A 13067-nucleotide genomic window follows, 5' to 3' on the forward strand; every position below is an offset into this window, starting at 1 on the left:
GGCGCCGGATCCGGGCACGGTAGGGAGATGCCAGGAGTAGCCGAGCCCGTCATCAAACTCGTCCGGCGCACCACCGAACCCGTGGGGGCCCAGACCCTGCGCTCCACGGGAGCGGCGGTGATCGCCTACGCCGTGGCGACGGCGACGCTCTCCCAGCCCGCGCCCCTCACGGCCCCGCTCACCGCCCTGCTCGTCGTCCAGGTCACGCTCTACGCCACCCTCACCACGGGGATCCGGCGCGTGAACTCCGTGATCGTCGGGGTGCTCATCGCGAGCGGGTTCAGCTCGCTGGTGGGGCTGTCCTGGTGGAGCCTCGGGCTGACGATCTTCACCTCGCTGATCATCGGCCGGCTGGTCCGGGTGAACGAGTTCGTCCCCGAGGTGGCGATCAGCGCCATGCTGGTCCTCGGCGTCGCCCAGGTCGCCGACACCGCGTGGGAGCGCGTCTTCGAGACGCTGATCGGCGCGGGCGTGGGGCTGCTGTTCAACCTGCTGTTCGCCCCGCCCGTGTGGGTGCAGACAGCGGGGGCCTCGATCGACGGCCTGGCCCGCGAGATGGGGGACCTCTTCCGCGACCTGGGCGGCGACCTCGGCGGCCGGGTCACCGTCGAGGACGCGGCCGAGCGGCTGCACCGGGCCCGGCGCATCGACCACGACATCGTCGCGGTGGACGCCTCGCTGCGGCAGGCGGAGGAGAGCCTCATGCTCAACCCGCGCGTGCGTCAGGGGCTGCTCTACCGCGTCGTGCTGCGCACCGGTCTCGACACCCTGGAGATCTGTGCCGTGGTGCTGCGGGTGATGTCCAGGACACTCACCGACCTGGCCAAGGAGCGCGTCGACGAAGCCCTCTTCCCCGCGGACGTGGCCTCCGGGCTCACCGAGCTGTTCGGGCAGCTGGCGGGCGCCATCGAGAGCTTCTCGGTCCTGATCACGACTCCGGTCGCCGCCAGTGCCGAGAACGCCGAGGACCGGCTGGCCGACGCGCTGACGACCAGCCGCGCGACCCGGGACCGGGTGGCGGACATGCTGCTGGCGGCGGTGCAGGAACACCCCAGGAAGTGGCAACTGCACGGGGCCCTGCTCGCCGAGGTCGACCGCATCCTGGACGAGCTCGACATCGAGAAGCGCACGGAGCGCCTCGGCAAGGAGCTGGACCGCCGCTCGGGCGAGATGCACGAGCGCCATCCCCGCCTGCTCGCGGTCAGGCGGAGGCTGGGCCTCGCCGGGGACGCGGACGGCGTGCGTTGAGGGCGCGGCCGGTCAGGCCGGTTCGATGAGCTCGACGACCCGGAACCGTTCCGCGACGACCAGCGTGTCGTCGTCGACCGTGAACTCCGGGTCGCCGAGCGCCTCCCGCATCTCGTCACCGTGCCAGAACCGCTCGTGGCCCTCCCGCCATCCGGCCACCGAGGTGTCGCCCTCGCCCTCGTCGAGAACATGCTGCACATCGACGTCCCCGAGCCGCAGGATCCGCACCTCCGTGATCTCCAGCACCGCGATCTCCCGCCCGTCCGAGTCGATCAGGGCGGAGCGCTCACCCACGGGCGGCGGCTCCTCCTTCTCCACCTGGTACTCCGCGAACAGTCCGGTCGTCGACACCTTCCGGCCGTCGAGCACCGCGCCGACCAGCCGGTCGCGCAGCGGGCCGGGGAAGGCGAGAAGAAAGGGCTTGAGCGCTTCACGGTTCGGCATGGCGCAAGTCTGGCATCCGGGGGCCGCCGGTGGCGGGGAGAATCCGACGGACCACCGCAGCCCCTGGCGTCCGACGGCCCGGAGTGCTCGAATCGGAGGGTGAACAGTTCCTCTTCCGGCACGGAACCGGATCCGGCGGCGCCGGGCCCCGACCCGGACGGCACAGGCACCCCGGTGGGCCGCCGCCTGGTCCTGACGATGCTGGGCCTCGGCGCGGCGGGGCTCGTCGCCGCGCCCGTACTGCAACGGACCCTGGAATCCGGCCTGGGGGCGCTCTCCGACAAGGACCCGACCGGACTGACCGGCCTGCTGCCCAACGGCGGCGGCTTCCGCTACTACTCCGTCGCCACGTCCGTACCGAGGAAGAGCGCCACCGACTACCGGCTGACCGTCGACGGCCTGGTCGACCGCCCGGCCACGTACACCCTGGACGCCCTGAAGCGGATGGAGCAGACGCGGATGGTGCGGGACGTCCAGTGCGTCACGGGCTGGCGGGTGCCCGAGACGCCCTTCGAGGGCGTACGGCTCTCCGCCCTGCTGGACGCGGCGGGGGTGACGCCCGGGGCGAAGGCGGTCCGCTTCACCTGCTTCGACGGCACCTACAGCGAGAGCCTCACCCTCGACCAGGCCCGCCGGGCCGATGTGCTGGTCGCCCTGCGGATGCAGGACCGGCCGGTGTCCCACTCGCACGGCGGCCCGGTCCGGCTCTACGTGGCCCCGATGTACTTCTACAAGTCGGCGAAATGGCTCTCCGGGATCACCGTCACGGACTCCGTACGCCCCGGTTACTGGGAGAAGCTCGGATATGACGTCGACGCCTGGGTCGGCCGGTCCAACGGCCGCGACGATGCCCCCACGACCTGAGGCGTCCGGCCGGGTCCACCGGTTCAGCCGGCCGGTGCGGTGGGTGCACCGCACCACGGCGGCGCTGATGCTCACCTGCGTGGCCACGGCGGCCTGTCTGTACGTGCCCCAGCTCGCCGAACTCGTCGGGCGCCGCCATCTCGTGGTCACCGTGCACGAGTGGTCCGGGCTGATCATCCCCGTACCGCTGCTGGCAGGGCTCCTCTCGCGGTCCCTGCGGGCCGACCTGGGCCGGCTCAACCGCTTCGGGCCGCACGACCGGCAGTGGCTGCGGGCGGTACGCCGCCGCGACCACCGGCCCGCTTCCCGTCCGGCCGGGAAGTTCAACGCCGGACAGAAGCTCTACGCGGCGTGGATCGCGGGAGCGGTGCTCGTCATGGCGGGTACCGGGCTGCTGATGTGGTTCACGGGTCTCGCGCCGCTGATGTGGCGGACCGGTGCGACGTTCGTCCATGACTGGCTGGCGCTCGCGATCGGCGTCGTGCTGGGCGGGCACATCGCGATGGCGCTCGCCGACCCGGAGGCACGCCGTGGCATGCGCACCGGGTCGGTCGAGCGCCGATGGGCCCGTCGCGAGCACCCGCTGTGGCGGGAGCCGGGGGAGCGGCCGGGAGGGCCCTAGAGGACCAGTGACAGCAGCATGATGAAGGCCAGCGAGACCACGGAGATGATGGTCTCCATCACCGACCAGGTCTTCACCGTCTGGCCGACGTCCATTCCGAAGTACTCCTTCACCAGCCAGAACCCCGCGTCGTTGACATGGCTGAAGAAGAGCGAGCCCGCGCCGACGGCGAGGACCAGCAGAGCGGCGTGAGAGGTCGACATGTCGGCCGCCAGCGGGGCCACCAGTCCGGCCGCCGAGATGGTGGCCACGGTCGCCGAACCGGTCGCGAGCCTGATGCCCACGGCGATCAGCCAGCCGAGCAGCAGCGCCGGGATCGACCAGTTCTCGGAGAACTCCAGGATCATCTGACCCACACCGGCGTCGATCAGCGTCTGCTTGAAGCCGCCGCCCGCGCCCACGATGAGCAGCACCCCGGCGATCGGGGCGAGGGACTTCTCCACGGTGGAGGAGAGCCGGCCCTTGGTGAATCCGGCCGCCCGGCCCAGCGTGAACATGCCCACGATGACTGCGGCGAGCAGTGCGATCAGCGGCGAGCCGATGACGTCGGTGACCTGCTGGAGACCCTGCTCCGGGTCGTCCACCACGATGTCGACGAGGGCCTTGACCAGCATCAGGACGACGGGCAGCAGAATCGTCGCGAGGGTGGCGCCGAAGCTCGGGCGGCGGTCCAGGTCCTCGGACGGGCGCTGCGGGATCATCTTCTCCGGCGCCTTGATGTCCACCCAGCGGGCGGCGTAGCGGGAGAAGACCGGACCCGCGATGATCACCGTCGGGACGGCGACCAGGACCCCGAGGGCCAGCGTGACGCCGAGGTTGGCACCGAGGGCGTCGATCGCCACCAGCGGGCCGGGGTGCGGGGGGATGAGCCCGTGCATCACGGACAGGCCGGCCAGGGCCGGGATGCCGATCCGCATCAGGGAGTAGTTGCCGCGCTTGGCGACGAGCAGCACCACCGGGATCATCAGCACGATCCCGACCTCGAAGAACAGCGGCAGACCGATGATCGAGGCGATCAGGACCATCGCCCACGGCATGGCCCGCTTGCTCGCCTTCGCGAGGATCGTGTCGACGATCTGGTCCGCGCCGCCGGAGTCCGCGAGCAGCTTGCCCAGGATCGCGCCGAGCGCGATGAGGACGCCGACACCCGCGACGGTCGAGCCGAGACCCGCGGTGAAGCTGGCTATCGTCTTCGCCGGCGCCGCGCCGGCGAACGAACCGAGTGCCAGTGAGCCGATGGTCAGCGCGAGGAACGCGTGCATCTTGAACTTGGTGATGAGCAGAACGATGACGGCGATGCCCGCCAGGACGGCGATGCCCAACTGCGCGTTGCCGGCCGAAGTGATCGGTTCGACGGCGTCCGCTGCCAACATCTCGACGCTGAGACTGGTCACGGTGAAGATCCTTAGGTGTCGAGCCGGCGCAACGCGGCGACGGCTCGCTGGGTGATTTCCTCGGGGGTGCCGGACACATCCACGGCGACGCCGGCCTCGTCGTCCTCAAGGGGCTGGAGGGTGGCGAACTGAGAGTCGAGGAGCGCGGTCGGCATGAAGTGGCCCTTGCGGCCCGCCATCCGGTCCTCGATGAGCGACCGGTCGCCGCTCAGATGAAGGAAGACGGCGCCGGGGGCCTCGCTGCGCAGCCGGTCGCGGTAGGCGCGCTTCAGCGCCGAACTGCTGACCACGCCGCCGAGCCCCGCCCGGCCGTGCGCCCACTGCCCGATCGCGTCGAGCCAGGGCCAACGGTCCGCGTCGTCCAGCGGGGTGCCGGCCGACATCTTGGCGATGTTCGCCGCGGGATGGAAGTCGTCGCCCTCGGCGTACGGAACGCCCAGTTCGGCGGCGAGCAGGGGACCGATCGTGGTCTTGCCGGTCCCTGCGACGCCCATCACCACAACGACGTGGGGGGTGCTCATTACGGTGCCTCGCTGTCTTCCTCGATGTCGTCCTCGACATCGGTCCGTCGCGCTACTGAAACCTATACGTACGACTTATTCAAGATGTTGTGACGTAAACGTCGTACTTTTTGGCCGGGCGGGGATTCCTGAAGGCCGCCGAGGCCGCTTCCCGAAGGTGCCCCCGTACTCTTGGCCCATGACCACACAGGGCCAGGGGCTGCATACACATGTGCTGGACACCCTGGGTCTGGAGATCGCCGCGGGTGAGCACCTGCCCGGCCAGGTCCTGCGTACGGACGAGCTGGCCCAGCGCTTCGACGTCTCCCGCACGGTCGTGCGGGAGGTGATCCGGGTTCTGGAGTCCATGCACCTGGTGGAGTCCCGGCGCCGGGTCGGGGTGACCGTGCGGCCGACCGAGGCGTGGAACGTCTACGATCCGCAGGTCATCCGGTGGCGGCTGGCCGGCGCCGACCGCCCGCGACAGCTCCGCTCGCTGACGGTCCTGCGCTCGGCGATCGAACCCGTCGCCGCCTCGCTCGCCGCCCGTAACGCCACCCCTGAGCAGTGCGCCGAGCTCACCGAACGGGCCCTCGGCATGGTCGCCACCTCACGCGGCCAGCAGTTGGAGGGGTACCTGGAGCACGACATCGCGTTCCACCGGATCGTGCTCAACGCCTCCGGCAACGAGATGTTCGCCCGCCTCGGTGACGTGGTGGCCGAGGTCCTCGCGGGGCGCACCCACCACCAGGTCATGTTCGAGGACCCCGACCCGGCTGCCGTCACCCTGCACGTCCGCCTCGCCGAGGCGGTTCGCGAGGGCGACGCGGTGGAAGCGGAGCGGCTGACGAAGGAGATCGCGGTGGGCGCCCTGCACGAACTGGACGTGCTCGCGCCCTGATCCGCCCGCCTACGCCTTGACGTGCTGCAGCCGTGCGGCAGCCGCGGCGAGCATCATCTCCAGCGCGGCCGGATAGCCGCTGCGGCTCATCTCCGCGACGAGCACGGGCGCGGTCGCCGCGATGTGGGGGTGCGTGTCCGCCGACTGGCGGGCGTAGACCTCCGGCCAGGCCTGTACCTCCAGAGTCCTGGCGTGCTCCGAGAGCACCAGCGTCGATGCGTCCAGCGCCGCGAACGACAGGGTCTGATCGACGAAGACGTGGTAGATCCGTACCGCCTCGGCGTCCGGGAACCCCGCGCCCCGCAGCACCCCGAGAATCGTCTCCACCGACCGGATCTCGTTCGTCCGCCCGGTCACCCGCGCGCAGGTCAGCATCGCCGCCTGCGGATGGGCCAGGTAGTCCGCGTGCATCCGCAGCCCCAACGACCGCAGATCGGCCCGCCATTCACCCGTGGGCCGCCAGGTGCGCAGCGTCCGGCCGATCAACTCGTCGGCCACCGCGAGCAACAGCTCGTCCGTATCCCGGAAGTACCGGTAGAGCGCGCTCGGATCGCACCCCACGGCCGCGCCGAGCCGGCGCACGGTGAGCGCCGCCGCCCCGTGCTCGCCGATCAGCCGCAGCGCCGTCTCCACGATCAGCTCCTCGGACAGCACGGTGCCCTGCTTGGTGGGACGCCTGCGCCGCCGCGCCTCCTCCGGCACCACCCGCTCGCTCGCGTTCATGGCGGCACCTTATGACAACAGCGTTGACGTGTGGAACCCCCGAGGAGTTCGATGTGCCGCCATCGGGGCCGAAAAGCGCCCCTCGGTGAAGGAGCGACCGTGACGTCATCTCGTACGCCCTACCGCGACGAACCACCCGGAGCGGACCGGGCACCCGCGGCTCTGCGCAAGAGCCTCGGTGTGGTCGACGGGTTCGCCATCGCGGCCTCGTCGACCGCGGCCACCACCAGCATCGGCATCGGACTCGGCGTCACCGCCGGTGCCGTCGGCCTGCACCTGCCGATCATCATGCTGCTCGCCTTCCTGCCGATCCTCGGCATCGCGAGCGCCTACTCCCGGCTCAACGCGGTCGAGCCCAACATGGGCAGCGGCTACGTCTGGGCCGGCCGCTCCCTCAACCCCTGGCTCGGCTTCCTCGTCGGCTGGATCGGCATCGTCTCCACGGTCGTCTTCCTCGCGTACACCACGACCGTCACCGGCTCGGCGCTTCTCCAGCTCGCGGCGGAGGGCGGACTGCACCGTGTGGCCGGGCTCCGGCTCGACCCGGACTCCACGGCCCAGTCGACCGCGCTCGGCATCGTCGTCCTGGTCGCCGTCACCTTCACCGCGATCACCGGCCTCCGGTCGGCCGCCACCTTCCAGAAGTACCTCCTGGTCTTCGAGTACGTCGTCCTGCTGGGCTTCTGCGGCTACGGACTGTTCGCCGGGCCGCATCCGTTCAGCCTCGACTGGATCAACCCGTTCACCATCCCCTCCGGACAGCAACTGGCCCAGGGGCTCCTGCTCTCGGTCTTCTGCTTCTGGGGATTCGAGTCCACCTTCAGCGTCACCGAGGAGATCCGCGATCCGCGGGACGCCTCCAGGGCCGGGTTCCTCACGCTCTTCACGATGCTGGGCCTGTTCCTGCTCGGCGCCTTCGCCTTCCAGCGCGTCCTGTCGCTCGACGAGCTGACCGGGCACGGCGCCCAGGGGCTCACCTACTTCGGCGACCGGCTGGCCGACCAGCCGCTCGCCGCGCTGCCGCTGATCGCGCTCACCTTCTCGGCCATCGCCTCGCTGCAGTCCGGGGTGATACCCACCGTGCGCGGCATGTTCGCGATGAGCCGGGACCGTACGCTCGGACCGTTGTGGGCCAAGGTCAGCCCGCGGTACGGAACCCCCGCGGCCGGAACCGTCGCCATCGGCTGCGTCGCCGCCGCCATCGCCGTGCTCTCGCTCGTCATCCCGAAGGTCGGCGACCTGATCCTGGCCTCCGTGAACGCGATCGGGGTCGTCGTCTCAATCTACTACGCACTCACCGCGCTGGCCGCCGCGGCACGCTTCCGCGGCGCCCTGCGCGAGGGCTGGGCACCGGCGTTGCGGGCGGTGGTGCTCCCCGTGACCAGTGCCGCCGTGCTGCTCGGCCTCGGCGGGTACCTCTGCTGGACGTTCTACACCTCCGCCGACCACTTCGAGATCAGCCCGGACAACGGGTGGTTCATGCTCTTCTGTCCCGCCGTCATGCTGCTGTCCGGTGTCGTCGCTGCCGCCTGGGCCAAGTGGGCAAGGAGATCCCCCTACTTCGTCACCGGCCGGTCCGTGCCCCCGGACGCGCTCGCGGAACCCGCCCCCGACCCGGCCTGATCCCCGGCCCGCACCCGGCGGCGGCCCCACCCCCACCACCCCACGGAACGGAACCACCATGACCCGCACCCCCGCCGACCTCGTGTTCACCGGCGGCCCCGTCCACACCACGGACGCCGCCAGCGCGACCACGGTCGCCGTCACCGGCGACCGGATCACCGCGGTCGGCCACGACGAGGTACGCGAACTCATCGGCCCGCGCACCGAGGTGGTCGATCTCGCCGGACGCCTCCTGCTCCCCGGCTTCCAGGACGCCCACATCCACCCCGTCACCGCCGGGCAGGAACTCGCGCAGTGCAACCTCACGGACGCCGGTGACGCCACCGCCACCATCGCCGCCGTCCGCACCTACGCCGACGCCAACCCGCGGCAGGAGTGGATCACCGGCGGAGGCTGGTCCATGGACGCCTTCGAAGGCGGCGCCCCCACCCGGCAGCAGCTCGACACCGCCGTACCCGACCGTCCCGCCTGCCTGGTCAACCGCGACCACCACGGCGCCTGGGTCAACAGCCGCGCCCTCGCCCTCGCCGGGATCACCGCGCGGACCCCCGACCCCGCCGACGGCCGCATCGAACGCGACGACCGGGGCGAGCCCACCGGACTCCTCCAGGAGGGCGCCATGGACCTGGTCGCCCGCCACGCCCCGCGCTCCACCGCCGCCGACCGCCTGGCCGGCCTGCTCCACGCCCAGCGCCTGCTCCACGCCCACGGCATCACCGCCTGGCAGGACGCCATCGTCGGCACCTACGGCTCGATGGACGACGTGGCCGACGCCTACCTCGCGGCGGACCGCGACGGCTCGCTCACCGCCCGCGTCACCGGAGCCCTGTGGTGGGACCGCGAACACGGCACCGAGCAGATCCCCGGACTGGTCGCCCGGCGCGAGGCGCTGACCGGCCGGAACTTCCGCGCCGGCTCCGTGAAGATCATGCAGGACGGGGTCGCCGAGACCGGCACCGCAGCCCTCCTCGCCCCGTACCTCGACGCCTGCGGCTGCGCCACCGCCAACAGCGGAACCAGTTTCGTCGACCCCGTCGAACTGCGCCGGTACGTCACCGAACTGGACGCCCTCGGCTTCCAGACCCACTTCCACGCGCTGGGCGACCGAGCCGTGCGCGAGGCCCTGGACGCGGTCGAGGCCGCCCGCACTGCCAACGGTCTCACCGACACCCGCCCCCACCTCGCCCACCTCCAGATCGTCCACCCCGACGACATCCCCCGCTTCCGCGCACTGGGAGCCACCGCCAACATCCAGCCGCTCTGGGCCGCCCACGAACCCCAGATGGACGAGCTGACCATCCCCTTCCTCGGCGGCGAACGGGCCGCACTCCAGTACCCGTTCGCAGCCCTGCTGCGCGCCGGCGCCTCCCTGGCCGCGGGCTCCGACTGGCCCGTCAGCAGCGCCGATCCGCTGCACGGCATCCACACCGCGGTCAACCGTGTCGCACCCGGCGGTGCCGGCCCGGTCTTCCTCCCGGAGCAGCGCATCTCCCTGACCGAGGCGCTCGCCGCCTACACGGCCGGCTCCGCCTACGTGAACCACCTGGACGACACGGGCAGCATCCGGGCCGGAGCCCTCGCCGACCTGGTGGTCCTGGACCGCGACCTCCGTGCCGCGCCGCCCGAGGAGATCGCCGATGCCCGGGTCCTGGCGACGTATGTGGGAGGCCGCCGGGTGTACGGGGACTGACGCGCGGCGCCGCCCGCGGCAGTACGGTGGTGTGCCCACGCGGCGCGGCCCGGGGCCCGTGCCTAGTCGCCCGGTGGCGTCGCGGGGCCGGGCACGCACGCTCACACGCCGGGCACGCACGCTCACGGCGTTGCCGGAACGACCACGTGACCTGGCCACGCGGTCGCTTCGGTGCCTTGCGGTCGTACGCACCGCCGCCGCTCCTTCTTCCCACGGGGCAACTCGACACACGCTCTGCACCGCGTACGGTTGCTCGTGATCGATCTCAGGAAAAGTCGGGAATCGATCTCGGAGAAAGTCGGAAAGGGAGACCACGGGAATGGCGCAGCACGTACAAGGGGTCATCGCACCGGGAAAGAACGAGCCGGTACGGGTCGAGACGATCGTGATTCCGGACCCCGGCCCCGGTGAGGCCGTGGTGAAGATCCAGGCGTGCGGCGTCTGCCACACCGACCTGCACTACAAGCAGGGCGGCATCAACGACGACTTCCCCTTCCTCCTCGGTCACGAGGCCGCGGGCATCGTGGAGTCCGTGGGCGACGGCGTCACCGACGTCGAGCCGGGCGACTTCGTCGTCCTCAACTGGCGTGCCGTGTGCGGCCAGTGCCGCGCCTGTCTGCGCGGCCGGCCCTGGTACTGCTTCGACACGCACAACGCCAAGCAGAAGATGACTCTGCTGGACGGCACCGAGCTGTCCCCGGCGCTCGGTATCGGCGCCTTCGCCGAGAAGACCCTTGTGGCCTCCGGCCAGTGCACCAAGGTCGACCCCGAGGTCTCCCCGGCCGTCGCCGGACTCCTCGGCTGCGGCGTGATGGCGGGCATCGGCGCCGCCATCAACACCGGTCAGGTCGGCCGCGGCGACTCGGTCGCCGTCATCGGCTGCGGCGGTGTCGGTGACGCGGCGATCGCCGGCGCCCGGCTGGCCGGCGCGGCGAAGATCATCGCCGTGGACATCGACGACCGCAAGCTGGAGACGGCGAAGAAGATGGGTGCCACGCACACCGTCAACTCCCGCGCCGGCGACCCGGTCGAGGCCATCCGCGCGCTCACCGACGGCAACGGCGCCGATGTCGTCATCGAGGCGGTCGGCCGCCCGGAGACGTACAAGCAGGCCTTCTACGCCCGGGACCTCGCGGGCACCGTCGTCCTGGTCGGCGTCCCCACCCCGGAGATGCAGCTCGAACTCCCGCTCCTGGACGTCTTCGGCCGGGGCGGCTCCCTCAAGTCCTCCTGGTACGGCGACTGCCTGCCCTCGCGGGACTTCCCGATGCTCATCGACCTGCACCAGCAGGGCCGGATCGACCTCGGCGCGTTCGTCACCGAGACCATCGGCCTCGGCGACATCGAGCAGGCCTTCGCCCGGATGCACGACGGCGACGTCCTGCGCTCGGTGGTGGTCTTCTGATGACCGCCCGCATCGACCACCTCGTCACCTCCGGCACCTTCGCCCTCGACGGCGGCGAGTGGGACGTCGACAACAACGTCTGGATCGTCGGTGACGACACCGAGGCGGTAGTCATCGACGCCGCCCACGACGCCGCCGCCATCGAGGCCGCACTCGGCGGACGTACGCTGCGCGCCATCATCTGCACCCACGCGCACAACGACCACATCGACGCGGCCCCGGCGCTCGCCGAGGCCACCGGCGCACCGGTCCTGCTCCACCCCGACGACCTGCCGCTGTGGAAGCAGACCCACCCGGACCGGGCCCCGGACGGCGAACTGACCGACGGCCAGGAGATCCGGATCGCGGGTACGACCCTCACCGTCCTGCACACCCCGGGCCACGCCCCGGGCGCGGTCTGCCTGTACGCCCCCGAGCTGTCGACGGTCTTCACCGGTGACACGCTCTTCCAGGGCGGGCCCGGCGCCACCGGCCGGTCCTTCTCCCACTTCCCGACGATCGTCGACTCGATCCGGGACCGGCTGCTCGCCCTGGACCCGGCGACGACCGTCCGCACCGGACACGGCGACTCCACGACCATCGGCGCGGAGGCCCCGCACCTGGAGGAGTGGATCGCCCGCGGCCACTGACGTCCCGGGCTGTCACCCCGGCCACGCGGAGAGCCGCAGCCCGCTCTCGAAGCGGTGCGGCTCTCCCGTGACCGGGTCGGTGAACTCCAGCACCCTGGCAAGGAGTTGCAGGGGGTGCGCGAAGTCGTCGGGTGCGCCATCCGCCTGGACCACGGGGTAGACGGGGTCGTGGACGAGCGGCAGCCCGAGGCTGTTCATATGGACCCGGAGCTGATGCGTGCGCCCGGTAGCGGGCCGCAGCCGGTAGCGGCCGAGCCCTTCCCGGTGCTCCAGCAGCTCGATCAGGCTCTCGCTGTTCGGCTCGCCCGCCTCCTCACGGGCGGCGATCACCCCGCGCTCCTTCACGATGCGGCTGCGCACGGTGCGGGGGAGTGCCAGCGAGGGATCGTACGGCGCCACCGCCTCGTACTCCTTGTGCACGAGACGGTCCCGGAACAGGGTCTGGTACGCGCCCCGTTCCTCCGGCCGTACGACGAACAGGACGAGGCCCGCGGTCAGCCGGTCCAGCCGGTGGGCGGGCTGCAGGAGCGGCAGTCGCAGTTCGCGACGGAGCCGGGCCACCGCGGTCTCGGTGATGTGCCGGCCCCGCGGCGTCGTCGCCAGGAAGTGCGGCTTGTCAGCGACGATCAGGTGCGCGTCCCGGTACACCACGCCGACCGGGAAGGGCACCGGCTCCTCCGGTGCGAAGTCCCGGTGGAACCAGAGGTACCGGCCCGGCGTGTACGGCTCCTCGCCCGCCACCGCGCCCTGGACGGAGGCGAACCGGCCCCCGGTCAGCATGGCGTCGACCTGTTCCGAGCCGATCGCGTCGGCGAACCGTGCCAGCAGGTGGTCACGGACCGTCGGCCACCGCCCGTCCGGGTCCTCCGGCAGCCGCACCCGCACCGGGTCGACCCCGTCGCGCTGGGGCAGCGGCGACGGCGGAGGCTTCGCGCGGCCTCTCATCGGGGCCCGCCGGACGCCTCGGTGCTGGTTCTCATGGTGCCGGGCATCCTCCCACAGGGGTGGAGCCCCTGAGGGCTGT

The 13067-nt window shown here is 71.5% G+C and carries 13 protein-coding genes; 8 read left to right on the top strand and 5 right to left on the bottom strand.

Annotation, left to right across the window (positions count from 1 at the left end; all coding sequences use genetic code 11):
* The first annotated feature begins 27 nt into the window (after window positions 1–27).
* Window positions 28–1248 (top strand): FUSC family protein, encoded by a 1221-nt coding sequence (locus tag ABT025_RS11450; protein ID WP_350992484.1) that lies wholly within the window; start codon window positions 28–30, stop codon window positions 1246–1248.
* Window positions 1249–1260: 12 nt separating this feature from the next.
* Here the strand turns inward: ABT025_RS11450 and ABT025_RS11455 are convergent, their stop codons facing one another.
* Window positions 1261–1692 carry an ASCH domain-containing protein gene (locus ABT025_RS11455; RefSeq protein WP_350992486.1) on the bottom strand — a complete coding sequence of 144 codons (432 nt, stop codon included), beginning with the start codon at window positions 1690–1692 and terminating at the stop codon, window positions 1261–1263.
* 198 nt (window positions 1693–1890) lie between these two features.
* Between ABT025_RS11455 and ABT025_RS11460 the strand changes: the two genes are divergently transcribed.
* The gene (locus ABT025_RS11460; RefSeq protein ID WP_350992598.1) at window positions 1891–2556 is read left to right on the top strand and encodes a molybdopterin-dependent oxidoreductase; all 666 of its coding nucleotides are present in this window, start codon (window positions 1891–1893) and stop codon (window positions 2554–2556) included.
* On the top strand, window positions 2540–3178 hold the full coding sequence (locus ABT025_RS11465; protein WP_350992488.1) for a cytochrome b/b6 domain-containing protein: 639 nt from the start codon (window positions 2540–2542) through the stop codon (window positions 3176–3178). The genes ABT025_RS11460 and ABT025_RS11465 overlap by 17 nt, the downstream gene beginning before the upstream one ends.
* Here ABT025_RS11465 and ABT025_RS11470 read toward each other — a convergent pair.
* Window positions 3175–4572: a GntP family permease gene (locus ABT025_RS11470; RefSeq protein WP_350992490.1), complete on the bottom strand. Its 1398-nt coding sequence runs from the start codon at window positions 4570–4572 to the stop codon at window positions 3175–3177. The genes ABT025_RS11465 and ABT025_RS11470 overlap by 4 nt on opposite strands.
* A gap of 11 nt (window positions 4573–4583) precedes the next feature.
* On the bottom strand, window positions 4584–5093 hold the full coding sequence (locus ABT025_RS11475; RefSeq protein WP_350992492.1) for a gluconokinase: 510 nt from the start codon (window positions 5091–5093) through the stop codon (window positions 4584–4586).
* 178 nt (window positions 5094–5271) lie between these two features.
* On the opposite strand from ABT025_RS11475, the gene ABT025_RS11480 reads away from it, so the two are divergent.
* Window positions 5272–5973: a FadR/GntR family transcriptional regulator gene (locus ABT025_RS11480; protein WP_350992497.1), complete on the top strand. Its 702-nt coding sequence runs from the start codon at window positions 5272–5274 to the stop codon at window positions 5971–5973.
* A 9-nt stretch (window positions 5974–5982) separates the two neighbouring features.
* Here ABT025_RS11480 and ABT025_RS11485 read toward each other — a convergent pair whose 3' ends face one another.
* The gene (locus ABT025_RS11485) at window positions 5983–6696 is read right to left on the bottom strand and encodes a TetR/AcrR family transcriptional regulator (protein WP_350992499.1); all 714 of its coding nucleotides are present in this window, start codon (window positions 6694–6696) and stop codon (window positions 5983–5985) included.
* A 51-nt stretch (window positions 6697–6747) separates the two neighbouring features.
* Here ABT025_RS11485 and ABT025_RS11490 point away from each other — a divergent pair, with 51 nt between their 5' ends.
* The 4 genes from ABT025_RS11490 (at window position 6748) to ABT025_RS11505 (ending at window position 12043) form a co-directional block, all read left to right on the top strand.
* Complete coding sequence (locus ABT025_RS11490; protein ID WP_502971921.1) at window positions 6748–8319, top strand: APC family permease; 1572 nt, start codon at window positions 6748–6750, stop codon at window positions 8317–8319.
* A 58-nt stretch (window positions 8320–8377) separates the two neighbouring features.
* Complete coding sequence (locus ABT025_RS11495; RefSeq protein ID WP_350992503.1) at window positions 8378–10009, top strand: amidohydrolase; 1632 nt, start codon at window positions 8378–8380, stop codon at window positions 10007–10009.
* Window positions 10010–10328: 319 nt separating this feature from the next.
* A complete protein-coding gene (locus ABT025_RS11500) occupies window positions 10329–11414 on the top strand; it encodes an S-(hydroxymethyl)mycothiol dehydrogenase (protein WP_350992505.1) in 1086 nt (361 codons plus the stop codon).
* Window positions 11414–12043: an MBL fold metallo-hydrolase gene (locus tag ABT025_RS11505; protein ID WP_350992507.1), complete on the top strand. Its 630-nt coding sequence runs from the start codon at window positions 11414–11416 to the stop codon at window positions 12041–12043. The genes ABT025_RS11500 and ABT025_RS11505 overlap by 1 nt, the downstream gene beginning before the upstream one ends.
* A 12-nt stretch (window positions 12044–12055) precedes the next feature.
* Here the strand turns inward: ABT025_RS11505 and ABT025_RS11510 are convergent, their stop codons facing one another.
* Window positions 12056–12988 (bottom strand): pseudouridine synthase, encoded by a 933-nt coding sequence (locus ABT025_RS11510; protein WP_350992509.1) that lies wholly within the window; start codon window positions 12986–12988, stop codon window positions 12056–12058.
* Between the last annotated feature and the right edge of the window lie 79 nt (window positions 12989–13067).

Source organism: Streptomyces sp. NPDC002809, from assembly GCF_040295435.1.
Lineage (GTDB): Bacteria > Actinomycetota > Actinomycetes > Streptomycetales > Streptomycetaceae > Streptomyces.